The organism is Paenarthrobacter nitroguajacolicus (assembly GCF_031455195.1).
Taxonomy (GTDB): domain Bacteria; phylum Actinomycetota; class Actinomycetes; order Actinomycetales; family Micrococcaceae; genus Arthrobacter; species Arthrobacter nitroguajacolicus_D.
Map to the genome: position 1 here is coordinate 105,877 of NZ_JAVDSH010000002.1, position 23,313 is coordinate 129,189.

23 protein-coding genes are annotated in these 23,313 nt (G+C 64.0%); 11 read left to right on the top strand and 12 right to left on the bottom strand.

From position 1 onward, the window contains the following. Positions 1–33 precede the first annotated feature (33 nt). A complete protein-coding gene (locus J2Y68_RS04300; RefSeq protein WP_309990194.1) occupies positions 34–873 on the bottom strand; it encodes a siderophore-interacting protein in 840 nt (279 codons plus the stop codon). 106 nt (positions 874–979) lie between these two features. Beyond that, complete coding sequence (locus J2Y68_RS04305) at positions 980–1,747, bottom strand: uracil-DNA glycosylase (RefSeq protein ID WP_309990196.1); 768 nt, start codon at positions 1,745–1,747, stop codon at positions 980–982. A gap of 107 nt (positions 1,748–1,854) precedes the next feature. Between J2Y68_RS04305 and J2Y68_RS04310 the strand changes: the two genes are divergently transcribed. The 5 genes from J2Y68_RS04310 (at position 1,855) to J2Y68_RS04330 (ending at position 6,430) form a co-directional block, all read left to right on the top strand. Continuing rightward, complete coding sequence (locus J2Y68_RS04310; RefSeq protein WP_397334646.1) at positions 1,855–2,190, top strand: DUF3263 domain-containing protein; 336 nt, start codon at positions 1,855–1,857, stop codon at positions 2,188–2,190. A gap of 49 nt (positions 2,191–2,239) precedes the next feature. Further along, positions 2,240–2,854 carry a LytR C-terminal domain-containing protein gene (locus tag J2Y68_RS04315; protein ID WP_309990199.1) on the top strand — a complete coding sequence of 205 codons (615 nt, stop codon included), beginning with the start codon at positions 2,240–2,242 and terminating at the stop codon, positions 2,852–2,854. A 170-nt stretch (positions 2,855–3,024) separates the two neighbouring features. Beyond that, positions 3,025–3,228, top strand: coding sequence for a cold-shock protein (locus J2Y68_RS04320; RefSeq protein ID WP_091467554.1), 204 nt, complete (start codon positions 3,025–3,027; stop codon positions 3,226–3,228). A gap of 324 nt (positions 3,229–3,552) precedes the next feature. Beyond that, positions 3,553–5,178, top strand: a complete 1,626-nt coding sequence (gene groL, locus J2Y68_RS04325; RefSeq protein WP_172324129.1) for a chaperonin GroEL — start codon at positions 3,553–3,555, stop codon at positions 5,176–5,178. Positions 5,179–5,299: 121 nt separating this feature from the next. Further along, positions 5,300–6,430, top strand: a complete 1,131-nt coding sequence (locus J2Y68_RS04330; RefSeq protein WP_309990203.1) for a ribonuclease HI family protein — start codon at positions 5,300–5,302, stop codon at positions 6,428–6,430. Positions 6,431–6,571: 141 nt separating this feature from the next. Here the strand turns inward: J2Y68_RS04330 and J2Y68_RS04335 are convergent, their stop codons facing one another. The 4 genes from J2Y68_RS04335 to J2Y68_RS04350 all read right to left on the bottom strand — a co-directional run bounded on the left by J2Y68_RS04335 (position 6,572) and on the right by J2Y68_RS04350 (position 9,867). Then, positions 6,572–6,862: a WXG100 family type VII secretion target gene (locus tag J2Y68_RS04335; RefSeq protein ID WP_211712852.1), complete on the bottom strand. Its 291-nt coding sequence runs from the start codon at positions 6,860–6,862 to the stop codon at positions 6,572–6,574. A 135-nt stretch (positions 6,863–6,997) separates the two neighbouring features. Next, positions 6,998–8,443: a sensor histidine kinase gene (locus J2Y68_RS04340; RefSeq protein WP_309990205.1), complete on the bottom strand. Its 1,446-nt coding sequence runs from the start codon at positions 8,441–8,443 to the stop codon at positions 6,998–7,000. A 2-nt stretch (positions 8,444–8,445) separates the two neighbouring features. Continuing rightward, on the bottom strand, positions 8,446–9,156 hold the full coding sequence (locus tag J2Y68_RS04345; RefSeq protein ID WP_026543233.1) for a response regulator transcription factor: 711 nt from the start codon (positions 9,154–9,156) through the stop codon (positions 8,446–8,448). A gap of 81 nt (positions 9,157–9,237) precedes the next feature. Continuing rightward, entirely contained in the window at positions 9,238–9,867 is a 630-nt protein-coding gene (locus tag J2Y68_RS04350; RefSeq protein ID WP_309990208.1) for a LysE/ArgO family amino acid transporter, read from the bottom strand. A 68-nt stretch (positions 9,868–9,935) separates the two neighbouring features. Between J2Y68_RS04350 and J2Y68_RS04355 the strand changes: the two genes are divergently transcribed. Then, entirely contained in the window at positions 9,936–10,853 is a 918-nt protein-coding gene (locus J2Y68_RS04355) for a LysR family transcriptional regulator ArgP (protein ID WP_309990211.1), read from the top strand. A 67-nt stretch (positions 10,854–10,920) separates the two neighbouring features. Further along, positions 10,921–11,145, top strand: a complete 225-nt coding sequence (locus J2Y68_RS04360; protein WP_309990215.1) for a hypothetical protein — start codon at positions 10,921–10,923, stop codon at positions 11,143–11,145. 18 nt (positions 11,146–11,163) lie between these two features. Here the strand turns inward: J2Y68_RS04360 and J2Y68_RS04365 are convergent, their stop codons facing one another. The 5 genes from J2Y68_RS04365 to J2Y68_RS04385 all read right to left on the bottom strand — a co-directional run bounded on the left by J2Y68_RS04365 (position 11,164) and on the right by J2Y68_RS04385 (position 18,384). After that, complete coding sequence (locus J2Y68_RS04365) at positions 11,164–13,239, bottom strand: multicopper oxidase family protein (protein WP_309990219.1); 2,076 nt, start codon at positions 13,237–13,239, stop codon at positions 11,164–11,166. 12 nt (positions 13,240–13,251) lie between these two features. Beyond that, on the bottom strand, positions 13,252–13,725 hold the full coding sequence (locus J2Y68_RS04370) for a hypothetical protein (protein WP_309990221.1): 474 nt from the start codon (positions 13,723–13,725) through the stop codon (positions 13,252–13,254). A gap of 211 nt (positions 13,726–13,936) precedes the next feature. Next, the gene (locus J2Y68_RS04375; RefSeq protein ID WP_309990223.1) at positions 13,937–15,595 is read right to left on the bottom strand and encodes a DNA repair helicase XPB; all 1,659 of its coding nucleotides are present in this window, start codon (positions 15,593–15,595) and stop codon (positions 13,937–13,939) included. A 54-nt stretch (positions 15,596–15,649) separates the two neighbouring features. Further along, positions 15,650–18,115, bottom strand: coding sequence for a helicase-associated domain-containing protein (locus tag J2Y68_RS04380; RefSeq protein WP_309990225.1), 2,466 nt, complete (start codon positions 18,113–18,115; stop codon positions 15,650–15,652). Between the two features lie 53 nt (positions 18,116–18,168). Then, entirely contained in the window at positions 18,169–18,384 is a 216-nt protein-coding gene (locus J2Y68_RS04385; protein WP_309990228.1) for a hypothetical protein, read from the bottom strand. A 227-nt stretch (positions 18,385–18,611) separates the two neighbouring features. Between J2Y68_RS04385 and J2Y68_RS04390 the strand changes: the two genes are divergently transcribed. From J2Y68_RS04390 to J2Y68_RS04400, 3 genes are read left to right on the top strand one after another with little or no spacing between them, the layout of a single operon-like run. Then, positions 18,612–18,995, top strand: coding sequence for a cold-shock protein (locus tag J2Y68_RS04390; RefSeq protein ID WP_309990230.1), 384 nt, complete (start codon positions 18,612–18,614; stop codon positions 18,993–18,995). A 4-nt stretch (positions 18,996–18,999) separates the two neighbouring features. Beyond that, on the top strand, positions 19,000–19,602 hold the full coding sequence (locus tag J2Y68_RS04395) for a DUF3027 domain-containing protein (protein WP_309990232.1): 603 nt from the start codon (positions 19,000–19,002) through the stop codon (positions 19,600–19,602). Between the two features lie 43 nt (positions 19,603–19,645). After that, a complete protein-coding gene (locus tag J2Y68_RS04400; protein WP_309990235.1) occupies positions 19,646–20,956 on the top strand; it encodes an MFS transporter in 1,311 nt (436 codons plus the stop codon). A gap of 70 nt (positions 20,957–21,026) precedes the next feature. Here J2Y68_RS04400 and serC read toward each other — a convergent pair whose 3' ends face one another. Beyond that, positions 21,027–22,157, bottom strand: a complete 1,131-nt coding sequence (gene serC / locus J2Y68_RS04405) for a phosphoserine transaminase (RefSeq protein ID WP_309990237.1) — start codon at positions 22,155–22,157, stop codon at positions 21,027–21,029. Between the two features lie 294 nt (positions 22,158–22,451). Between serC and J2Y68_RS04410 the strand changes: the two genes are divergently transcribed. Continuing rightward, positions 22,452–23,147, top strand: a complete 696-nt coding sequence (locus J2Y68_RS04410; protein ID WP_211712865.1) for a metal-dependent transcriptional regulator — start codon at positions 22,452–22,454, stop codon at positions 23,145–23,147. Positions 23,148–23,313 lie beyond the last annotated feature (166 nt).

The window sequence follows — 23,313 nt, forward strand, 5'->3', positions numbered from 1 at the left end:
TTAAGGGCATTACTTGTACGCAAACTCGAGTTGCTAGATCTTCCCTACGGGTAGCTTCTTCTCAGCTTGGAAGACCTCTTCGACACGCCCCTGTGCCCAGTATCCGGACAAAGAAACCTGCGAACGTTCCAGGCCGCGCTGGACGAAGAAGATCTCCCGGAGGCCCTTCATGTAGCCCCGCTCGCCGTGGGCGAAGACGTCCACCTGGCCGGGCAGCCACTGGGTGTTCCTCAGTGCCTCCAGCAGGAGGTCGCTGGATCCGGCAGGTACGCCGCGGCGCAGCAGCCAGTGCAGTTCCAGTCCAGCCGGCGCTGCGATCGGTAGGATGTCCGCCTCGCTATCCACCTCCAAGTAGGCAACGCCGCGCGCGTCAGGGGCAAGGGCCTCCACGGATGCGGCAACCGCTGGGATGGCGGCGTCGTCGCCCGCGAAAAGATACCAGTCGGCGTCGGGGTTGGGATTGAATCCACCGCCAGGGCCCGTGAAGACCAGCGTTTCGCCTGGTTCGGCTGCTGCAGCCCACGGGCCGGCGAGTCCCTCGTCGCCGTGGACAACAAAGTCGATCGCCAACTCCTGGGCCGCCACGTCGACCCACCGGATGGTGTAGGTCCGGGTGTGCGGCCATTGCTCGCGCGGCATGGTCTCGCGGATGGTCCAGAGGTCCAGCGGGAAGTCGTAGTCGACGCCCGGCTGGGGAAAAACGATTTTGACGTAGCGGTCCACGTAGTCGTTGTTTGCGTAATCGCTGAAACCTGGCCCACCGGCCACAATCCGGACCATGTGTGGGGAAAGGAGTTCTTTCCTGAGCACGGTCAGGTTGACCTGTGGGCGGGTATTGCGGGTAGCGGACGAGGTGACGGGGAGAGCGGCCATATAGGCAAGCCTAAGCTAATGCGCTGGACGTCTGCTGGGTGCGAGTCGAACGTTACGCGCTCGTTCACGTCCCGCGCGGGAAAAGGCGACGGTTCGTGGAGGAGGGTCACAGGACCGGCAGTTCCCAGTAGATCGGCTCGGCTCCCTGCTGTGTCAGAAGTTCATTGGCCCGGCTGAACGGCTTGGAGCCAAAGAAGCCCCGCGACGCCGACAGTGGGCTGGGGTGGACCGATACGACCGACGGCGCTCCCTTGAGCAGCGGCACCACGCCCTCGGCGTCTTTCCCCCACAGGATAGCCACCAGTGGGCGTTGCTGCCCGGCGCCGGTGGTTCGGTCGGCGACGGCGGTGACAGCCGCCGTCGTAATGTCCTCCCAGCCCTTGCCGCGATGGGAGCCGGCATTTCCCGCTTCAACGCTAAGGACACGGTTCAGCAGAAGGACACCTTGGCTGGTCCAGGCGCTGAGGTCGCCATGGACCCGCGGTGGCAGGCCGAGGTCGTCGTGAAGTTCGCGGTAGATATTGGCGAGGCTCCGCGGGATGGGGCGCGTGCTCCGTGAAACGGCAAAGGAAAGGCCGACGGCGTGTCCGGGGGTTGGGTACGGGTCCTGGCCGAGTATGAGTACTTTGACGTCGGCGAGCGGTTGTTTGAAGGCGCGCAGGAGATTGTCAGCCGCCGGGAGGACCTGGCTTCCATTGGCGGCCTGGCCGGCGACGAACGCGAGGGCGGCGCGCAGTTGGTCTTCTACGGGCCGCAAGGCGTCCGCCCAGTCAGGCGCCATGAGCTCCTCCAACGGGCTGTCAATCAGTCCGGCAAAGTTGGTATCCGCCACGCCCGCCGGTTCAAGTTCAAACAGTGCATCCTCGCCAGTCATCACGCCATTGTCCCCCGCGTCCGCCAACCGGGGCGAATGACAGCGTTGTTATTCGCCCGTAACATAGGGGTAGGACAATTTCCCACCAAGCGTCGAAGGAGTGTGCCGTGGCGGAACCAGCACCGGAACCTATGGCGCCGCAGGCGACAGGTTTTTCGCTTGAGGACCTCGCGGCTGAAACCCGTAGCGAATCCCCACTGAGTGAGCGGGACCAGCAAATGCTGGCACTTGAACGGCAGTGGTGGAAGTACGCCGGGGCCAAGGAACAGGCTATCCGCGAGCTGTTCGATCTCTCCGCCACCCATTACTACCAGATCCTGAATGCGCTGATCGATACCGAGGACGCGTTGGCCCACGATCCCATGCTCGTCAAGAGATTGCGTAGACTACGTACGTCCCGCCAACGTGCGCGGACGGCACGTCGCTTGGGGTCCGACGCGTAAATCGCCAGGCTGATCTGTCAGCAGCAACCAGCAAGGACAACGCTTCACCATGACCAAATATGCCAGGGATGAATTCGACCAGGTTCCGCAGAACACCAATCGCCAGGGCGTTCACCGCGACGCCCAGGAGACTGCCCGCCCCACCTTGTGGCCGGTCCTCACCGTTGGAGCCGTCGCTCTGGTGCTCGGCCTGGTGGCGTTCTTGATCCTTCCAAACCTCGGTGTTGTGGGCCCCAGCGCTTCCTCGAACGTCTCGACGCCGGCGCCCCAGCAGACTGATGCCTCACCGTCTGTGGCGCCCAGCGAATCAGCTCCCGCAGCTTCCGGCGGACCGAGCCCGGAGGCTTCACCGTCCAACGTTCCGTCGGAGACCCCGTTCTCGGCTGCGGTGGACAAAACCACCCCGGTTGCGGTTTACAACGGCGCTGGCACGGCTGGCCTGGCAGGCCGGGTGGCTGGCCTGGTAGAGGGCGATGGATGGCCGCTGAGCACGGTTGGCAACTGGGGCGGCCTGCCGCAGCAGACGTCCGTGATCTTCTACAACAGTCCTGCGCAGAAGGCCAACGCCGAGGCGTTGGGTGCCCTGCTGCGCATCCAGTCGATCGTGGAATCCCCGGAGATCCAGCAGCCCCTGGTGGTTGTTGCCGGCCCCGGATACCAGTAGCGGACCGCTGTAGAAGCACTCCCAAGCCCCAACTCGGTTAAGCCTCAATAACAAAACAGACGCCCTGCCCCTCACCGGCAGCGCCGTGATAGTGACTGTGGTTACAGTGGATTGATTCCGGTACGGAGATCCCGGCAACCGGTCTTGGCTACTGCGAAAGTGTGGGCATCATGGCATTGGGAACCGTCAAATGGTTCAACGCCGAAAAAGGCTACGGCTTCATCACTGTTGATGAGTCCGGCGACGACGTCTTTGTACACTGGTCTGCCATCCAGATGGATGGCTTCCGGGCCCTCGAGGAGGGCCAGCGGGTGGAATTTGAATTGGGGGAGGGCCAGAAAGGGCCGCAGGCAGAAGGAGTGCACGTCGCCTAGCTTCGCTGGAGGCTGGCACTTCATCGGCTCAGCTCATGGCTGAAACCCCCTTGGTTTCCGTCGCAAAGACGCATTCCTGCTTGCACTCTCCCCGGTCGAGTGCTAATTATTGATTTAGCACTCCTACGGTTCGACTGCTAAGTATGGCTCGGCTTACGCCGGTCCCGAACGGCTGCCGGATCGCTGGAGGATCAAGAAAAACCTTGGTGTGGTGAGGTTCGGAGCGCGGGGCATACATAGGCCGCAAGCAAAGGACCGTCCGTCGCGGGCACCGCATCTGACAGGTACCTTCTTAACGACTGTCCCGAAAGGACTACCGCCGTTATGGCCAAGATCATTGCATTTGATGAAGAGGCACGCCGCGGCCTCGAGCGGGGCCTGAACATCCTCGCTGACGCCGTTAAGGTCACCCTCGGCCCGCGTGGACGCAACGTCGTCCTCGAAAAGAAGTGGGGCGCCCCCACGATCACCAACGATGGCGTTTCCATCGCCAAGGAGATCGAGCTGGACGACCCTTACGAGAAGATCGGTGCAGAACTGGTCAAGGAAGTTGCCAAGAAGACGGATGACGTCGCTGGCGATGGTACGACCACTGCAACCGTCCTCGCACAGGCACTGGTGAAGGAAGGCCTGCGCAACGTTGCCGCGGGCGCCGACCCGCTGTCCCTCAAGCGCGGCATCGAGAAGGCTGTTGAAGCAGTCATCAACGAACTGCTGGCTTCCGCCAAGGAAATCGAAACCAAGGAAGAGATCGCAGCCACGGCTTCCATCTCCGCCGGTGACCCGGAAATCGGCAGCCTGATCGCCGAAGCCCTGGACAAGGTGGGCAAGGAAGGCGTCATCACGGTCGAGGAATCCAACACCTTCGGCTTGGAGCTCGAGCTCACCGAGGGCATGCGCTTCGACAAGGGCTACATCTCCGCTTACTTCGTCACCGACGCAGAGCGCCAGGAAACGGTCCTCGAAGACCCGTACATCCTGATCGTCAACTCCAAGATCTCCAACGTGAAGGAACTCGTCACGGTTCTGGAGAAGGTCATGCAGTCCAACAAGCCGCTGCTGATCATCGCCGAAGACATCGAGGGCGAGGCCCTGGCCACCCTGATCGTCAACAAGATCCGTGGCACCTTCAAGTCCGTCGCCGTCAAGGCTCCGGGCTTCGGTGACCGCCGCAAGGCGCAGCTGGCCGACATCGCCATCCTCACCGGCGGCCAGGTCATCTCCGAAGAAGTTGGCCTCAAGCTCGAAAACGCTGGCCTGGAACTCCTCGGCACCGCCCGCAAGGTTGTTGTCACCAAGGACGAGACCACCATCGTTGAAGGTGCCGGCGACGCCGAGCAGATCGCAGGCCGCGTGGCCCAGATCCGTGCCGAGATCGAGAACTCCGACTCCGACTACGACCGCGAGAAGCTGCAGGAGCGCTTGGCCAAGCTGGCCGGTGGCGTTGCAGTCATCAAGGCCGGTGCCGCAACCGAAGTTGAGCTTAAGGAACGCAAGCACCGCATTGAGGACGCAGTCCGCAACGCCAAGGCTGCTGTTGAAGAAGGCATCGTTGCCGGTGGTGGCGTTGCCCTCATCCAGGCAGGCGCCAAGGCATTCGCCAACCTCACCCTGCAGGGTGACGAGGCAACCGGTGCCAACATCGTCAAGGTTGCCATCGACGCTCCGCTGAAGCAGATCGCGTTCAACGCTGGCCTCGAGCCGGGCGTTGTCGTCGACAAGGTTCGCGGCCTGCCTTCCGGCCACGGCCTGAACGCTGCCACGGGCGTCTACGAAGACCTTCTGGCTGCCGGCGTCAACGACCCCGTAAAGGTCACCCGCTCGGCTCTCCAGAACGCTGCTTCCATCGCTGGTCTGTTCCTGACCACCGAGGCTGTAGTGGCTGACAAGCCCGAGAAGAACGCTCCGGCTCCGGGCGGCGACGACATGGGCGGCATGGGCGGCTTCTAAGCCCCCTCGCTGAACATCACGTTTCAGAGCTAACGACGGCGGTCCGCACCTTCTGGTGCGGGCCGCCGTTTTGCTGCCTACCACGGTTTCAGTGTCTGTGGGTTCTGGCAGGATTAACGGTATGACGATTATTGCTGCCGCCGATGGGTCCGCCCTCGGCAATCCTGGGCCGGCCGGTTGGGCCTGGTACGTTGACGACTCCTGTTGGCGCGCGGGAGGGTGGCCCCACGGCACCAACAACCAAGGCGAGCTCATGGCAGTGCTGGACCTGTTCCGCTCCACCGCGCATGTTCCCCACGAGGAACTGCTGATCCTGTGCGATAGCCAGTACGTCATCAACTGCATCACCAAATGGATGCCGGGCTGGAAGCGCAAGGGCTGGCGGAAGGCAGACGGCAAGCCGGTCCTCAACGTCGACCTCCTCAAGGATATTGACCAGGCGATCATTGGCCGCAAATACACCTTCGAGTGGGTCAAGGGCCACGCAGGACACGATCTCAACGAAGCGGCCGATGAGCGGGCCCGGGCTGTGGCCACGGCCTATCAGCAGGGCGTCGCGCCCCGGGTCGGGCCAGGTTTCCCAGGGGCCAAAGACCAGTCAGCCACTGGCGGGGACCCCCAGGGTAGCCGGCGCGAAGGACAACTTCCCGGGGTCGGAGCCCAGGGGCAGGACGAAAAAGTAACCGCAGGTTCCGGGACCTCCGGGACCACGTCGATCGGGACTGCAGCAAGCTCCGCGACGGTTACCACCAGCAGGGCAGCCGCTGCGACGGCCTCGTCCCCGAGCGCTGTTGCCGCGCCCTCCCGGAGTTCCCGACCTCACTTCGAACCGACGCTCTTCGGAGAGGCAGGCATCTTCGGCCAAGCTGATCTTTTCAGCGAACTGGAAGATGATGCATCGGCCCCGGAGCTCTCGCCGGAAGAAACTGTACTTTCCCTGGAACGGGAACTGCTGAGACCTGACGTAAGGGCGGACATTGGCAGGATCGGAGTGCTGCTGCATCCGGACTTCGCCGAAATTGGCAGCTCGGGCCGGTTTTGGACGCGGGACGCCATGATGGTGGCGTTGGAGGAGGACCCCGGCGAACCGGGAGAGCTGGAGCTCTTGAGCGCCGACCGCCTCGGTGACACCACCATCTTGCTGAACTACCGCAGCTACGCCCACACGGGCTCGGCCCTCCGCAGCTCGATCTGGATGCTGGACCGCGGCCAATGGCGCCTGAGGTTCCACCAGGGCACCCTGGAGCCCTAAAGGAAGCGACGCCCACTGAGGACGAACCAGACGCGCCATGACCTGCAGGGCCGCCATGACCTGTAGGGCCGGATGGATAAGGGGGAAGACATCCGGCCCCACAGGAGTGCACAGCACTGCGTTGTTCGGGCTTGGCGGTTCCTAATAGGTGAAGCGCTGGGTGTTGCCCTGCTCGACTTCCGCGTAGCTCGAGGCCGCAGTGGACAACGCCAGGGTGATGGAAGCCAACGATGCCTCAACCTTGCTTTGCGTCAGGGACCATTCCAGTACGAGCGACTGGAAGTTCGCGGCCGCCGTTCCTTTCCATGTTGCCTGGAGTTCCTCAAGCCCACGCTTCATGGTGTGGACGTCCGAACTGATGCGGTCGATAGTGCCCCGAACGTTGTCGGATTTGAGCTGGAGCATCTCGGTATCGACGGAGATGACGGTCATGGGTTGTGCCTTTCGACGAAGATGTTCCGCATGTTGCGGCGGGAAGTGTGGGCCACAACATCGAGCCTAGGTAGGAGGCTTCAACCGCGGAACGGACGTTTCCCGCTATGTGGAAAACGGCTTCGAAGTCCGGCGCTACGTCGACAAAAGCTCGGCAGGTTCCTCATGGAAGGGGAGGCTGACCACCAAGGTGGCCCCACCGCCGTCGGTCTCCGAAACACGGACGCTTCCCCCGTGCGAGCCCACGATCGCAGCCACAATCGCCAGGCCAAGTCCGCTGCCACCCGTCTCGCGTGTTCGCGAGGTGTCTGCGCGGTAGAAGCGTTCGAAAATCTTGTTGGTCTCGGCTTCCGGGATTCCCGGTCCGTGATCGCGGATCTCGATGACCGATTCGGCACCTGTGGGCGTGTTCCGGACACCCACGGCAAGTTCGATCGGGCTGCCTTCGGGCGTATAACGCAGGGCATTGCCCACCAGGTTGCCAATGACCTGCCGGAGTTTGGCTTCGTCGCCCTGTACGGGTGCAGGAGCGGGGGAGCCGCCGTCGAGTCCAGTCAGCGTGATGGTCCGGTCGCCGGAGGAAGCCTTGGTGTCCACCATGGCGTCGTGGGCCAGGAGGTGCAGGTCCACTGGCTTGAGCTGCAGTGGCCGCTGTTCGTCCAGCCTTGCCAGCAGCAGCAGGTCCTCGACCATGGAGCCCATCCGCTTGGCTTCGCTTTCGATCCGGCCCATGGCCATGGCCACATCTTCTTCAGTGGTCAGGGCGCCATGCCTGTAGAGCTCCGAGAAACCCCGGATGGTGACCAACGGCGTGCGAAGTTCATGGGAGGCGTCGGCCGCAAAGCGCCGCATGCGCCCCTCAGAAGCAGCCCGGGCTGCAAACGAGGCCTCAATGTGCGCCAGCATGGCGTTCAGCGATCCGCCGAGACGACCTACTTCGGTATGCGGATTGTCGATTTCCACACGGCGGGACAAATCGCCGGCCGCGATGGCAGCAGCCGTCTTTTCCACTTTGGCCAAGGGCCTGAAGGAGCGGGCCACGGTCCACGTAGCGATGAAGAATGCCAGCACCAGCGTCAGCAGGCCCACGCCGACCACTACCAGGACGGCGTGCTCCATGACCTTGTCCACTGGCGTGAGCGGCAGGCCGATAATCACGACGCCGTTCTGCCCGTTGGCGATCACGCCAACGGCAACGACCCGCCAGTTGGTACCGGCCGTTCCCTTGACCTGGAACGGCGCATTGCCGCGCAGCTTGGCTTCGGCCGCGGTGATGTTGGCGATCGCTGGCCGGTCGCTCTGGTTCCCGGCGAAGGGATACGGATCGAGTCCAGGAACATAGAGCGTCAGGGAGTAGTCCGTGGGTACGGCAGGGTTGGGTTCGGACAACTTGTCAAAGGACTGGCGGTCCTGCGCCAACGCGACTGCAGCCTTGAGCTTGTCGTCCACCTGACCCTGCAGGTAGCTCTTGACCAGGGTCAGCGTTCCCGCGCCCGTCGCTGCCAAGGCCAGCAGGAGCAAACCCATGATGATGGCGACGAGCTGCGACCTCAGCGAGGCCGATTTCCAGCGTTGCAGCAAGGTCAGCGCTTCTCTGCCGTCCGGAGCACGTAGCCCACGCCGCGCTTGGTCTGTATGAGCGCCGCAGCGTCGGGATCTATGTCCACCTTGCGGCGAAGGTACGAAATATACGACTCAACAATCGAGGCGTCGCCGTTGAAGTCGTACTCCCACACGTGGTCCAGGATCTGGGCTTTGGACAGGACGCGGTTGGGATTCAGCATGAGGTAGCGCAGGAGCTTGAACTCCGTGGGCGACAGCTCGATGACCGTGCCGCCGCGGCGGACCTCGTGGGCGTCGTCGTCGAGTTCGAGGTCGTCGACGCGGATAACGGCGTCGTCGTCTTCCAGCGGCTGGGTACGGCGGAGGACGGCTCGGATGCGGGCTACCACTTCGTCGAGGCTGAAAGGCTTGGTGACGTAGTCATCGCCGCCCACGGTGAGGCCCGTGACTTTGTCCTCGGTGTCGTCCTTCGCAGTGAGGAACAGGACGGGGAAGTGCTTGCCGGCCGCGCGGAGGCGCCGCGTAACGGTGAATCCATCCATATCCGGCAGCATGACGTCCAAGACGGCGAGGTCGGGGGCGTGGAGATCGGCCGCCGCGAGGGCTTCGCGACCGTTGGACGCGGCCACCACCTCGAAGCCTGCGAAACGCAGCGACGTGGACAGCAGCTCACGAATGTTGGGTTCGTCATCAACCACAAGAAGCTTGGCTTCGGGACCGTTCTTTTTCATGTCACCCATGATCCTCCCAGTTACTGGGAGTTTTCTGAATGCTGCATGTGAGTGAACTGCGCGCGAAGTCCACGGACTGCGTCACGCACCGATGACCAGGCCTGCACCCAGGGCCACCATGGTCACGGCGATGCCACCGTCCAGGATCCGCCACGAGCGCGGACTCGAAAAGAAGCCACGAAGGTACCTCGCCCCAAATCCCAGCGAGCAAAACCAAAGAATACTGCCCAGCATCGCCCCAGCGCCGAACCACCATTGCAGGGGAGTCCCTTGTGCACTGGCCAGGGAGCCGAGCAAGGCGATGTCCAAATAGACGTGGGGGTTGAGCCACGTCAGGGCCAGGACGGTGGCGACAGCGCCGGCAGGGCCGCGCTTCGCCCCGCCGTCGTCCGGGGCGTCGCCGGTCAGCGACTGTGGACGGAAGGCCCGTCGTGCGGCCATCAGGCCATAGGTCACCAGGAACGCTGCGCCCACGTAACGGAGGACGACGACGGCGGCCGGGACGGCGGTGACCAGGGCACCCATGCCGAGCACGCCGGCGGCGATGAGAACGGCGTCGGAGAGCGCGCAGACGGCGACGATGGGGCCTATGTGCTCGCCGCGGATTCCCTGGCGAAGCACGAACGCATTCTGTGCCCCGATCGCGACGATGAGTGCCAGGCCTGTGGCGAGGCCGAGGCCTGCGGAGTGGGAGAAATCAGTAATAGTCACTCTTTGAAACTACGGATGGACCAAGCATTAAACCAGCTAAGGATTTTTAGGTCACGTAAGCTTCTCTTATGTTCCAATTTCCGTCTGACCAGCTGCTTACTTTCGCCACCGTCCTCTCCGAGGGGACGTTGGATGCCGCTGCCCGCCAACTCCATGTCACGCCGTCGGCAGTATCCCAACGGCTCAAGGCGCTGGAGCAGTCGGCAGGCCGGGTGCTGCTGCGGCGGAGCAACCCCGTGCAGGCCACGGAAGCCGGAGAAGTCGTTTTGCGGCTGGCCCGCCAGGTGGCCCAACTCGAGGCCGATGCCGGCAGGGAACTGGGGTTGGGCTCCGAAGGGGCGGAACTTGCCGTGCCGATCGTCGTCAACGCGGATTCGCTGGCCGTCTGGTTCCTGCAGGCGCTGGTCAAGGTTCCGCAGGACCTCAACGTGACGTTCGACCTCCATCGGGATGACGAACAGCACTCAACGTCCCTGTTGCGATCCGGGACAGTCATGGCGGCTGTCACCGCCACTCCTGAACCAGTTCAAGGATGCCGCGTCGAGAGCCTGGGAGTGATGCGCTACCTTCCAGTTGCTGCACCGCAGTATCTGGCGCGATGGTTCCCCGACTTCCCGAAGGGCCTCAACGGGGTCTCGCTCAACGCTGCGCCTACCGTGGACTTCGATCGCAAGGACACCTATCAGTGGGCTTTCGTACGTTCGTGGACTGGGACCGGCGGTGTGCCCGAACGCCGGGGCCCCCGCCATTTCGTTCCTGCCTCGCACGATTTTGGCGAGGCGATCCGCCTTGGCCTTGGCTGGGGCCTGATCCCGGAAGCGCAGTGTGGCCAGGACGTCGCGGACGGCCGGCTGGTCGAGTTGGCCCCGGACCGGCCGTTCGATGTTCCGCTTTATTGGCAACGGTGGCGCACGGCATCCAGGGGCCTGGACATCCTCAGCGAGACGGTGCGGGATGTTTCTGCGCAGTATCTGAGGAGGGCGTGAACGGCTAAAACGGGACACGCCCGCCGATGCTTCCAATAATGTCAGTGCCCCGTCCCACACTTAAAACATGGCAAACACAGCAGCTCCCAACACCGTCCACCAGCTCCGCGACAGGGACGACGTCGAGTTCCACGTGACGTACCTGGACACGGATACAGGCCATGTCCGCCGCGAGGACTTCCAGGATCTCGCCGCGGCCGAACGCTTCGCCAGTGCACAACTGCGCGATGAAGAGTGCTGGGCCGTCGTGGACCACGTCGGTATCTCGGCAACCAGCCGGATGGTCGCCTGACCCCCGTTCCGAGGCCCGTCACTCGGGCCGGTTGCGGGTGTGGCCCCCGTGCATGAAAGGCGATGACACGCCCTGATACTTCAGGAGCATCATCATCCCTTCGGCCGCATGATCCAGATTGTGACAGTGGTCCATCCAGATGCCCGGGTTGTCGGCGTGCAGCAAAAGTTCCCAGACTTCGCCGGGCGAGACGTCCACGGTATCGAGCAGCAGCGGAGAGCCTGTGGGGGCCATGCCGTTCCGGCTGAGGACCTGCACGTGGTGTCCGTGAGGATGCATCGGGTGTGGTTCGGCCGTGCGGTTAACCACCGTCACCTTCACGGTGTCGCCGAGAGCCACCTCGATGGAGGGGACCAAGGGGTACGCGGCCCCGTTGACGGTGAAGGCGAAACGCGGAACACCGTCGACAAAACGGAATTGCCGGTCCAGCACCAGTACCTCATCCCGGGTAATTGTTGGCTGCGCTGAACCGGCATTGACCACTGGTTTGCCATACGCCAGGAGGTCCAGCGCAGGAGTGGTGGCGAAGATGCCTGCCGGCGCTTTGTCCGGGTCCCCGCTCGAAGCAGCGGCCGAAGCAGCAGCCAGGGCAGTGGAACCCGGCGGAGCAATGACGACGGCGGCGCCGGCTGCGGAGTCAGAACGCACGGTTACCGGGGACGCCGGCATGGTGAAAGCGACGTCCATCCTGCCTCCGGCACCAAGCCTGAGAAGTTTGCCCGCGACCTCCTCCGGCTGGTTTACCTCCGTTCCGTCCACGGCAACGGTCCTGAAAGGGGTGCCGTCCACCCAATACCGCTGCGGCAATGAATCAGTGTTGACCAGCCTGACACGCACGGAGGAGCCTTGTGCGGCAGAGTGCGGGCTGATGCGGTCTGAGGAGCCCAGCAACCCCAGACCGCCGAGGTCGTGCCCAGCCACCACAATGTCCGTCTCAGCGCGGGGCGTGGCGGGATTGTGCACGACGAATGTGCCGTAGAGGCCCTTACGGACGCCCTCGGCTGAATCCTGGTGTGTGTGATACCAGTACGTGCCGGCTTGTTTGGCCTGGAAGCGGTACGTCATGGAATGTCCGGGCATGACAGCGTCCTGGGTGGCGCCGGCCACTCCGTCCATGGCGTTGGGGACGTCGTAACCGTGCCAGTGCAGGGTGACGCCTGCGGCGACGTCACGGTTGTTGAGTTCCACCTCCATAACCTCGCCCAACTGCGCTTCCAGCGTTGGTCCCGGGACGCTCCCGAAGGTCCATGCCTCAATGGTCCGGCCCGAGGGCAGGGTCACCTGTTCCACGCGGGCAGTCAGCTCATAATGCCGGACCACAGCGTCCGTCGGCACGTCGCCCAGCAGCTCGGTTACTTGGGTGGGCTTTTCCTTCCGGTACGTGGCCGGGTTGCCGTGATGTGCGACGGCGGCAGCGATCGCCGCGCCGTCAGCGGACCGGCTCCCCAGCCAGGCAAAGACTCCCGAGCCCAAAGCGGTACAGGCCATGAGGGCGGCAACTGCGGCAGCCGCCGTCGGACGCCTGCGGGGGTGCGGGGCTGTCCCCTGGGAGCTGCGCCGAACAGAACTGCTTCCCAGCAGCGCAAGCCGTGCAAGGACCAGCGTGCCGCCCACCATGAACAGAAGGACAACCATGGTCCAGGGGGCCGGGAAAGGCCCCAATAGGAGCAATAACGCCAGGGAGGCCACGGACGTCGCCGCCGCGGCCACCAAGGCCAGGACAACCCCCTCACGGGACCGCCACCAGCCCCTCGGACGGGAAGTGTTGGAGCCGGTGTTCCGCCTCCTCAGCAAGTACGGAACACCGGCCATCGCGGCCCAAGCCGCGGGGATGGCGGTCAGAGGCAAGCTGATGGTTATGCGTTCGCTGGCAAACCACCAACTGCCGGCCACCAAAGCAGGTAGCAGGGCATATCGGGCCACCGTCGCAGCGGCGGCCACCCCTATGAACAAGAGGGCCAGATCGGTTGCGCGGGGTGGGGCTTGCTTCCGATCAGTGGTCGCGGCAACAGTCATCCACACGGCGGCGACCCAGGCGCCGGCCGCGAGGATGGACAGCACCAGATCCACCGCCAGCAGCTGCGATATGTTCACAGCTGCCGCTGGTCAGGCCGTGCTGGGGGATGCTGGGGCATCCGAGGATGCGGCCTTGGGAGGAAGCGGCTGGGGGTTCAGGGCGACCGCACGGGCACGCCTGAAGAGCCAGTAGGACATGAAGATTATCAGGACACCGGTCAAGGGGTGGATGGCGGCCACCCACGAGCCGGCGGGGGTGATGAAATCCTCGGACGAACCAGTCAGCATGCCGCCGATGATGAAGATGAACAACTGGACCCAGCTGAGCAGGAAGATCCCTGCGGCCAGCCAGATCGTCCGGGATCCCGCCCGGGCGATAGCGGCGACAATGGCGGCCAGGAGTGCGCCGTAACGGAGCACGTATTGGCCGTTCATCACGTGGTAGACGCCCGCTTCACGCTGGGCTTCGATGGTGTTTTGGAAATGGAAGTATCCGGCGAACAGTAACTGTGCGAGTGCTGACAGCAGGACGATCGCGGAAAGGACCAGGAGGGCTTTACGCATGGGGAATCCTCTGGATGAAAATGCTCAGATTCTTCTAGGCCTTCGAACCGCCGGCTCCCTGGCTGCGGGATTTCCCCCCACCGCCGACGGCTGGCCGCCGGATTGCCTGGACCAGGGGCAAAACTTAAGGGCGGAGAGCTTCACTAGGAATCGTAAAGTTGCTGGACATTAACTGCAAGGGTCCTGACGTTAAAAGTCTGTGCGGGCCACCCTATTTTTCCTGCCCGACGTCATTTCCAACGTCCTTTGCGTCCATGATCCGGTAGGCGTAGCCCTGCTCGGCCAGGAACCGTTGGCGCTTGGCTGCGAAGTCCTGGTCCAGGGTGTCGCGGGCAACCAAGGAGTAGAACCTGGCGGCGCGGCCGTCCTGCTTGGGACGAAGGAGCCGTCCCAGCCGTTGGGCTTCTTCCTGGCGCGAGCCGAACGAGCCTGACACCTGGATGGCCACCGAAGCTTCGGGAAGGTCGATCGAGAAGTTCGCCACCTTGGACACAACCAGGGTGTGGATCTCGCCCTTACGGAAGGCGTCGAAGAGTTTTTGCCGTGCCTTGACGCTGGTTTCGCCCTTGATCAGAGGGGCGTCCAAACGCTCGGAAATCTCATCCAGCTGGTCGATGTATTGCCCGATCACCAGCAACTGCTCACCCTTGTGGACCTCAACCAGTTGCTCCACCAGCTGCGTTTTGGTTTCCGACGTTGCGCATAGCCGGTACTTGTCGGCGTCGTCAGCCATGGCGTAAGCCACGCGCTCGTCACGGGGGAGGTCCACCCGGACTTCCACGCAGTCCGCAGGTGCGATGTAGCCCTGGGCTTCAATGTCCTTCCACGGAGCGTCATATCGTTTGGGACCAATCAGGCTGAAGACCTCACCTTCGCGGCCGTCCTCCCGTACCAGGGTTGCCGTCAGGCCCAGCCGGCGCCGGGCCTGCAGGTCCGCGGTCATCCGGAAGATCGGAGCGGGCAGCAAGTGGACCTCGTCGTAGATGATGAGTCCCCAGTCGTGGCCGTCCACCAATTCCAAGTGCGGATAGAGCCCGCCGCGCTTGGTGGTCAGGACCTGGTACGTGGCAATGGTGACGGGCCGGACTTCCTTGACCGCGCCGGAGTACTCGCCGATCTCGTCCTCTGTCAGGGACGTCCGTTTCAGGAGCTCGTCCTTCCACTGCCGCGCGGAAACCGTGTTGGTGACAAGGATCAGCGTGGTGGTGGAAGACGTCGCCATGGCAGCCGCGCCCACCAGCGTCTTTCCGGCACCGCAGGGAAGCACGACGACGCCGCTGCCGCCAGCCCAGAAGTTCTCCGTGGCCAGCTTCTGGTACGGGCGAAGCTGCCAGCCGCTCTCGTCCAGCATGATCAGGTGCGGCTGCCCGTCCACGTAGCCGGCGAGGTCCTCGGCAGGCCAACCCAGCTTGAGGAGCAACTGCTTCAACTGGCCGCGCTGGGATGAATGGACCACCACTGTTTCGCCATCGATCCGCGGCCCCAGCAGGGGTGCGATTTTCTTGGCCCGGATGACCTCCTCCAGCACGGGGTAGTCGTCGGTCCGCATCACCAGGCCGTGCTGGGCGTCCTTCTCCAACCGAAGCCTGCCATAGCGCGACATGGTCTCTTCGATATCGATCAGCAAGGCGTGCGGCACAGGAAAGCGCGAGTACTTCAGCAAGGTGTCCAGCACCTGCTCTGCGTCCAACCCGGCAGCCCGGGCGTTCCAGAGGCCCAAGGGCGTCAGGCGGTAACTGTGCATATGTTCCGGGGCGCGTTCCAGTTCGGCGAACGCGGCGATGGCATGCCGGGCCTCGGTGGCGAGCTCGTGGTCGACTTCCAGCAGGATGGTTTTGTCGCTTTGAACGATCAGCGGACCGTCGGTCACTGTTGAATCCTCACTTGCGCAGCTTCACGGCGCGGTTTACACGATCTGTGCGTTTCACGAACGCAATTCTTTGGCGGGTTCCACATCGATGATCCGGTGGATGGACAACACCCGTTCGGTTTCCTTGGCGGGATCGAACACCCTGACGCGTCCGCCGGAGACGGATACAGGAACAACTGTTTCGGTGTTGGCATTCCCCAGGCTGTCCACCACGTTCATGATCACTGCCTGCTTCAACCGGATGGCCGTCTGCAAGGTCTCCAACCCGAGTTGCGTCGACGCCTCCCCAGCCGCTTCCGCCGGAACCCCGCGGTGCTGGCGCAGGACCGAAAGTTGCGCCTCGACATCCTCGTCCGGGGGAGCGGTTCGAGGTGCCGTGTAGACGGGACGAGCGCTCCCGGGAACCGCTGTTGTCCGTTTGAAACGCACGACGGCGGGTTCGGCCTCCTGCACCGCAGGCGACAGTCCCAGCTCGCGCAGCACCCGCGCCGTTTCCCGTGGGCTCGCGGACGACGTCAGAACGGTGGGTGCGATCCGTACCAGGCTCAACACGGATGTCCTGGCCTCCTGGAGGAGGTCGGTGATGGCGGTTTCGTCGTCGCTCTGGATGAAGCTGGCACTGGTGCCAACCCGGAGACGGCCGTGCCGTGATGCTGTGTCCTGGATCAGGTACGCCAACGGCTGGGGCACATCGGTGGCTGAGTGCTCACGGAGGAACGCCAACAGCGATTCCGCATCCTGTCCGGCGTCGAGCGCCCTACGGATGGTGGCGGCAGAAAACCGGTAGATCGACGCCGGGCCCTGGCCCTCGGCGTCGGCCATCAACAGCAGTGTCTCGCTGAGTTCCGGCGCGAGGTAACCGGGCGCAACAGCCGTCAGGTCGGCCTGCAGCAGGATGTGGTTCACCGCGGCGGGCAGATGCTCGCCAAGGATGGTCATGGCTTGCTCCGGTTGTGCATCGGCAATCGCCGAACCCAACTGGGTCAGTGCGCCCGAGCCCATCAGGCCCAGGAGCGTCGCCTCCTCGAGGATGCCGCGGACCAGTGAACTGAAACGCCTGGACATACGAGGCTGCGCCCACTCGGCCCGCTGCAGCACGGCCCTGGCATCAAGGACGGGCGCTTTGCCGTCCGGCGCGGCTGCTTCCGCAGTCAGCTCATTCAGGATTTCCAGGACCCGGCGCCGGACCACCGGAGCGTCTGGCCGTTGAGCCTCCGCGGACAAGGCGTTAATGGTGGTGCCGGCAGCGCCCTGGTGGGTGGGCGAGGATGCCGAACCGGTGAGCGGCTGCCCCACTAAGGACGGTGCGCGCTCGCTGGCCAACCAGGCATTGACCAACCAGAGCCATTGCTCCTGGCGGGGCAGGTTGAGCCACTCCAATGACGGCGGCTGTACCCAGGTGGAGCTGTCCACGTCCAGGCGCAGGAGTCCTGCCAACGCGGCCAGTTCGAGGAGGATGGCAGTTTCGTGCACCCCGTTTCGAACGGATTCTGCCAGGCGCTTGAGTTCGCGGACGCCCACGCCACCGCTCCGGAGCGTGGCCAATGGTTGCTCGCGGACGGCAAACAGCAGCTCACCTGTCAGCCGCAAGGTCTCGGCGATAGCTCCCATGGCGGCATTACGGCGGAGTGCGGCACTGGTGTGGCCAAGCTCGGGAACCGGCGGGGCCAACGTGAAGTCGTCCACGATCGCGCCGCCGCGCAGGGCAAGCCCCACACTGTGGGGCAGTTCCACGTGGCTGGCGTCCAAGGGGACCAGTAACCCTCGCGCCAACAGCCAGTCGATGGGTCCGACGTCGCGGCTCTCGTGGGTGACCGACGCCCGCCGCTGGGCCTGGGGCACTGCGCCCATGGCCCAGCTCCCGAATTTCTCCAGGAGGCCGACGGTGCGTTCCGGGGCTGTTGCCAGGATGGCCCGCAGCTCCGCCGGATTGGAGGTCCACCGCTGCAGAGCAAGCGCCGCGTCCATGGGCGTGCTTGCCGGATGGATGCCGAGTCCGCTCTGGTGCAGTTCGGCCACCAACTGGACCGCCCGCTGGGCAAAGGCAGGCTGAAGCCGGACCAGTTCCGTATAGCTTCGGCCGAGTCCCGCGGGGTAGATACCGATGACGTCCTTGAGGCTGCCGACCGGGAGATAGAAGCGCTGCCGTGAGCTGGTCGGCGGTGAACCGACAGGCGGGTCCGCCCGATGGATCAAGGCCAGTTCCTGCAGTTTGGCAAGGATGGGATCCAAGGCAGCGAGGGTGGAACCGGCAATGACTTTTTTCAGTCCGGCCGCCGAAACACTGTGCCCGGTATCGGTATTGGTGCAGAGATGGAGGGTTTCGAGCACCTGCATCTCGGGCTTGTTCAAGCGTTCCAAGGCCCGCTGGACGCTCACGCGGGCGCTCGCCCTGGCTGCCAGGGCTGCGAAGTCCGGCGCCATGGGCGAGATGAGGTCTGGCCGCGCGGCAAACAAGGCCCGCAGCGAATCATCGCTGCGCGCTTCCAGTTCCTTGCTGAGCGCGCGAATAAGGGACATCAATCCAACGGTACCGCCCTTGGGCCGCTCGTGCCTGCCAGGAGGAGGGACGGTTACTGTCGGCGACGAAGGCGGATGGCGTCCACCACCAGGACAGCAGCGAGCATGAACGCCACGGGCAGCCCGTAAAGGGCAGTGGAGGTGACCCAAACAGGGGCGGCGGCGCCCGTCGAGGCAATCGCAATGACGGTGCCGACAGCCGCCAGCGACAACACGGCAATGACGGCGGCGGCAATCACGAGGGGGCGGCGGTAACCCGGGGAATTCATGCCACCAACGCTAGCAGGAGCATGCCTTCGTGACAGTCGTTGCACATCATGGGTCCGCGCAGGTACGCGCGTGGGCGCCCCAAAGCGGGATTAGGGGGTCCGGCAGGATAACCTTGAAGGAACAGACCAACACGGACCGGGCTGTCACCCTCGATCCCGCAGAACCCTGTGGATGCGGTAACGGCCCGACGTGTCTCCCAAAGCAATAAACGAAGAAGGTTGATTACGTGCCTACCGGCAAGGTCAAGTGGTATGACAAGGAAAAAGGCTTCGGATTCCTCGCGGCCGAAGACGGCCAGGAAGTGTTCCTTCCCAAGACGTCCCTGCCCGCGGGCGTAACGGAACTCAAGGCCGGCACGCGCGTGGAGTTCGGTGTGGCTGACGGTCGCCGCGGTGCGCAGGCACTGGGACTTCGCATCCTGGAGAAGACGCCTTCCATTGCCAAGGCCAAGCGCATGAACGCCAAGGATCTCGCACCGATGGTGCAGGACCTCGTCACGGTGCTGGACAACCTCTCCGGCTCGCTGTCGTCGGGCAAGTACCCCGACGGCAATAAGGCCAAAGCCATCAGCATGGCGCTGCGCAAGGTTGCCGACGAGCTGGAAGCCTAGGCCCATGGCATCGGAATCCGCACAGGACACAAAGGCCGGAAGGGGCGCGAAGGGAAGCCCTGATTCGTCCCCTGACGCTGCCCAGGCTCCTGGAAACGGGGAAGCCCCCGCGCGGAAGCCGGCCGCGGAGAAGCCGCGGGCCGGTTTGCCTGTTTGGCGGACCGGCAAGCCGGACGCTTTCCTGGCTGCCGCCGTCGATACTGCACGTGAGGCAGTTCAGGGCATAGCCAACCCGGGCGAAGTGGGTGCGCACCTCGGCGCCAAGTCGGAGGGCGACCGCGTAGTCACGCACTTGTTCGAGTCCAAGCTCGCCGGTTACGGCGGCTGGCAGTGGTATGCGGTGGTGACGCGCAACTCGCGTTCCAAGATCGTGACCGTCAGCGAGCTCGGCCTGCTCCCGTCCGAGGAATCCATCCTCGCCCCGGAATGGGTTCCGTGGGCAAAGCGTGTCCGCCCCGAGGACGAGACTCCGTTGGTGGAGGAAACCGTCGGCGATGTCACGGAGGAATCCGTCCAGGCCGACGAGGATGACGCTACCGGGCCCGTCGATGCGGACGCCGAAGCGGACGACCCCGACGCGGACACAGAAGAAGCCGGGGCTGAATAAGCATTGCGGAAACCCGGGGTGAACCAAGCGATCGTGGACACTGATGTCCACCTTTAAGTCGCTGGGGATTCCCAACTACCGCATCTGGTTCTTCGGTGCCCTGATCTCGAATATCGGCACCTGGATGCAGCGCACTGCGCAGGACTGGCTGGTGTTTGACCACCTGACCGCGCACGACGCCGGTGCCATGGGCATTACCTTGGCCCTCCAGCTGGGTCCGCAGCTGTTCCTTGCCCCGTGGGCGGGTTTGCTTGCCGACCGCTACAGCAGGCGGAAGCTGCTCCTCCTCACCCTGGTTGCCATGGCCCTGCTCAGCACAGGTCTTGGCATCCTGGTGCTTTTGGGAGTCGCGGAGTTATGGCACGTCTACATCTTTGCCCTGCTGCTGGGCTTTGTGACGGCGCTGGACGCCCCGGTCCGCCAGACGTTCGTTTCGGAACTCGTGACGGACGATTACTTGCCCAACGCGGTGGCACTCAACAGCGCATCCTTCAACGTAGCCCGGATGATCGGTCCTGCTGTGTCCGGCGTGCTCACGGTGGTGGTGGGGCCCGGCTGGGTCTTCCTCATCAACACGGTGTCCTTCGCCGCGATGCTCTGGGCGCTCAAGCTGATACCGACGTCGTCACTGAGGGCACAACCGCGCGCGGCTCCAGGTAAGGGCCGCATCCGCGAAGGCCTTCGGTACGTCCGGGGACGGCCTGATATCCAGGTGGTCCTGGTGGCCATCTTCATCGTGGGCACGTTCGGCCTCAATTTTCCGCTGTTCATCGCTGCGATGGTAGGCACCCAGTTCGGTATGGACGCCGGCGCTTTTGGGGCCTTGAGTTCAGTCATGGCCATCGGCTCGGTGACCGGAGCCCTGCTGTCTGCCCGACGCGGCCGGCCCCGCCTGAGGCTGATCTTCCTGGCAGCCGGAGGTTTCGGTGTCTCCAGCACGCTCGCTGCGCTGGCGCCCAACGCCACGCTTTTCGGACTGGCACTGGTTCCGTGCGGCCTGTTCGCGCTGACCCTCATCACCAGTGCCAACGGATACGTGCAATCAACCACGGAGGCCGTCATGCGGGGGCGGGTCATGTCTTTGTACATGGCAATCTTCATGGGCGGGACTCCCATTGGTGCCCCACTGGTGGGGTGGGTGGCGAACGTCGGCGGTCCGCGCTGGGCGGTGAGCGTCGCCGCGATAGCCGGCGTCAGCACCGCCGTCGTCGGTTTGGTGTGGATCATCCGCGCGAAGCAATTAAGGCTCCGCTTTGATCGGCGGGCGCGCGGCCTGAAGCACTTCCGGGTGGAGTCGTTGCTTGCCCCTCCCGGCACGGAAGAAGACGACCGCGGTTCCGGGCCCGGGCGTTGAGCGGAGACGGCGCCGTCCGGCTTTACCGAACGACGCCGACCCCCGGGTCCAGCTGGATCCTCGCCGTGGATTACTTCTTGAGTTCGCCCACGACGTAGTCGATGCTGGCAAGGAGTGCTGAAACGTCGTCCGGCTCGATGGCAACGAACGTGGCGATACGCAACTGGTTGCGGCCCAGCTTGCGGTACGGCTCCGTGTCCACCACGCCGTTGGCGCGCAGGACCTTGGCGATCGCAGCGGCGTCGATGGAGTCGTCGAAGTCGATCGTGGCAATGACGTTGGAGCGGTCCTCAGCCTTGGCAACAAACGGCGTGGCGTATTCGGAGGCTTCTGCCCAGGAGTAGATGCGGTTGGCGGAGTCCGCCGTGCGCTTGCTGGCGAAGTCCAGGCCGCCGTTGCTGTTCAACCACTGAACCTGGGCATCCAGGGTCACCAGCGTGGACAACGACGGTGTGTTGTACGTCTGGTTGAGCTTGGAGTTGTCGATGGCCGTCTGCAGGTCCAGGAAATCCGGGATCCAGCGGCCGGATGCCTTGACGCGGGCAGCACGCTCCAAGGCTGCGGGGGAGAAGAGGCCAAGCCACAGCCCACCATCCGAGGCGAAGTTCTTCTGCGGGGCGAAGTAGTAGACGTCCGACTCCGAGACATCGACATCCAGGCCGCCGGCAGCGGAGGTTGCATCCACCAGGACCAGCGATCCTTCGTCCGCGCCCTGGACCCGCTTCACGGGAGCAGCGACACCCGTGGAGGTTTCGTTCTGGGGCCACGCGTAGACGTCGACGCCGGCTTCGGCCTGGGCCACGGGGCGGGTGCCGGGCTCGGACTTGATGATGGAGGAAGCCTCAAGGAACGGAGCCTTGTTGGTGGCAGCAGCGAACTTGGAACCAAATTCACCGAAGGAAAGGTGCTGAGCCTTTTTCTCCACCAGGCCGAAGGCAGCGACGTCCCAGAATGCGGTTGACCCGCCGACGCCGAGGACAACCTCGTATCCGTCGGGCGCGCGGAAGAACTGGCTGAGTCCTTCCCGCACTGATCCGACGAGGTTCTTGACCGGGGCCTGCCGGTGGGATGTGCCCAGGATGGTGGCCGATGCGGCAGACAACGCCTCGATCTGTTCCGGGCGGACCTTGGACGGTCCTGCGCCGAAGCGTCCGTCCTTGGGCAGCAGATCGGCGGGAATGGTGATGCTGTTGTCGCTCACGTGTGGCTCCAATGGGTATCGGCTAGAGATGGGTCGTGGCAGGTGGCATCCGCTGCCCCTTCGACTCCCCAATTCTGCCTGACACGCCCCGGGGGCAGGAACCTGCATCCGTCATAGTCCGCCACGTGGGACGCGGAGCAACCGGATGCGACCGGAATTATCCAGAGTAATTCCAAATAAGCTAGGCTGGGGGTTGGCGTTCAAGGGGCAGCGGTGCACACCGGCTGCCCTGGCCAGGGACGCGGTACGGTGGAGATTACGCAAGGAAACTGCGTTCGAGGAGAGCTGAGCTGGATGACGGATCTGATCGATACCACTGAGATGTATCTTCGGACCATTTTGGAGCTTGAAGAAGAAAACATTGTGGCGCTCAGGGCCCGCATCGCCGAGCGCCTGCGGCACTCCGGCCCCACGGTCTCACAAACCATCGGCCGTATGGAGCGCGATGGCCTGGTGATCGTATCCAACGACCGCCACCTTGAACTGACCCAGATGGGCCGCAAACGCGCCACCGAGGTCATGCGTAAGCACCGTCTTGCAGAGCGGCTCCTTGCCGATGTCATCGGCCTCGACTGGGCGTACGTCCACGACGAAGCGTGCCGTTGGGAACACGTGATGAGTGAGCGGGTTGAACGTCGGCTCTACGAACTCCTTGAACACCCCACCGAGTCCCCTTATGGCAATCCAATTCCAGGACTTGAAGCCCTCGGCGGCCTGCCGACGCAGACCATCCCGCGGCTCGACGTCAACCTGCTGCAGGCCATGGACGGCTACGCGTCCGATTCCCGGGTGGTTGTCAGCCGCCTTGCCGAGCCCATCCAGGTAGAGCCGGAACTCCTCACCCAACTGGACGAGGGCGGCATCCGCCCCGGTGCGGCGGTGTCGTTGGAACGCGTAGGCGAATACATCTCCGTCCGGGTTCCCGGCATCGAGGGAGCGCTCGAGCTGCCGCCCGAGGTTGCAGCCCACGTGTTCGTCTCCCTGGGCTGACGCACCCTGGGCTCGCGCGTCCCGGTCGGACGTGTCGCCGGGTGACGGGTCCTGGCGACGGGATCTTCGCCGCGCAACGTACTGAGCCGTGTCAAACCTCACTTTGGCGCCCTGCGCGACTGTGTGACCTGCGGTTTTCCGGGATTGATGATAAGGGCCCCCGGCA